Raw genomic sequence first — 1,112 nt, 5'->3', positions numbered from 1 at the left:
TTCGCCCTCTTCTTTTGCTTTCATTTTCGCTAGTGCGGCGGCTTTCGCTTTCGCGGCAGCCTCCTTTTTTAACTGTTCAAGATCCTTTTCCCCGCTCATAGGTTAGATCACCTTCTTCCCAGTTTTAGCCTCGTAGCGGATTTTTTCCTTTAATTTATTTATTCCATATATTAATGCTGCCGGATTTGGGGGACATCCTGGTATGTAAACATCAACAGGAACAATTTGGTCGACACCCTTCACAACGGCGTAGGATTTCACATATGGTCCTCCTGCTGTTGCACAGGAACCCATTGCAATAACCCACTTCGGCTCTGGCATTTGATCATACAGTCGGCGAACAATTGGCGCCATTTTTTTCGTAACGGTTCCTGAAACAATCATGACATCTGATTGACGAGGGGATGTCCGGAAAAACGAACCAAAACGGTCTAAATCGTAGTGAGCACCACCGACACCCATCATTTCAATGGCACAACAAGCAAGCCCGAAGGTCATTGGATATAATGAGTTACTCCGCGCCCAAGCTTTTATTTGTTCCAAAGTTGCCATAAATACATTACGCTCTAATTCTTTCATTTCTTCAGGTGAGATATTTTCCAATTTTAAGTCCATTTTAACACCTTCTTCTTCCATGCATAAATCAGACCGATGACAAGCATAAATACGAAAATCAACATTTCTATTAATGCAAAGATTCCGAGTTTTTCATAAGCAACTGCCCACGGATATAGAAATACCGTTTCTACATCAAAAATAACAAACATAAGTGCAAAAACATAATAGCGAATATTAAACTGCACCCATGAATCATGGAATGGCTCAATCCCGCTCTCGTACGTGGTATACTTCGTCTCATGCGGCTTATAAGGCCGCAGCAGCTTCCCTAAAAACAAAGCTACCACAGGTAACAAAATTCCAAGACATAGGAACACAAACACTATCAAATAGTTATTTTGATATAAATTTAGCATCTCCATGTCCATCCCCCCCAATATTATGAATTTTCTCTACCCAGTTGTAACCGTAATCATTATAGCACTCTTACCAATTTGTGTCGATAAACCCAGCTATTTTACTGGAAATTCTCTCGACCCACAGAACAAAGCTTT

Annotated in this window: 2 protein-coding genes; both read right to left on the bottom strand. The window is 40.8% G+C overall.

Translation table 11 applies throughout. The annotated features are described in order from the left end of the window. Positions 1-102: 102 nt before the first annotated feature. Complete coding sequence (locus V7127_RS25365; protein WP_335353629.1) at positions 103-615, bottom strand: NuoB/complex I 20 kDa subunit family protein; 513 nt, start codon at positions 613-615, stop codon at positions 103-105. After that, a complete protein-coding gene (locus tag V7127_RS25360; protein ID WP_335344863.1) occupies positions 606-980 on the bottom strand; it encodes an NADH-quinone oxidoreductase subunit A in 375 nt (124 codons plus the stop codon). Before V7127_RS25360 ends, V7127_RS25365 begins: the two co-directional genes overlap by 10 nt. Positions 981-1,112 lie beyond the last annotated feature (132 nt).

The sequence above is a fragment of the Bacillus sp. JJ1773 genome (assembly GCF_036962035.1).
Taxonomy (GTDB): domain Bacteria; phylum Bacillota; class Bacilli; order Bacillales; family Cytobacillaceae; genus Cytobacillus.
The sequence above is the reverse complement of the archived record's forward strand: the minus strand, read 5'-3'. Positions and strand labels throughout refer to the sequence as shown.

Coding starts and splice junctions, on each gene's coding strand:
- V7127_RS25365 (WP_335353629.1), bottom strand. CDS start 615: ATGGACTTAAAATTGGAAAATATCTCACCTGAAGAAATGAAAGAATTA.
- V7127_RS25360 (WP_335344863.1), bottom strand. CDS start 980: ATGGAGATGCTAAATTTATATCAAAATAACTATTTGATAGTGTTTGTG.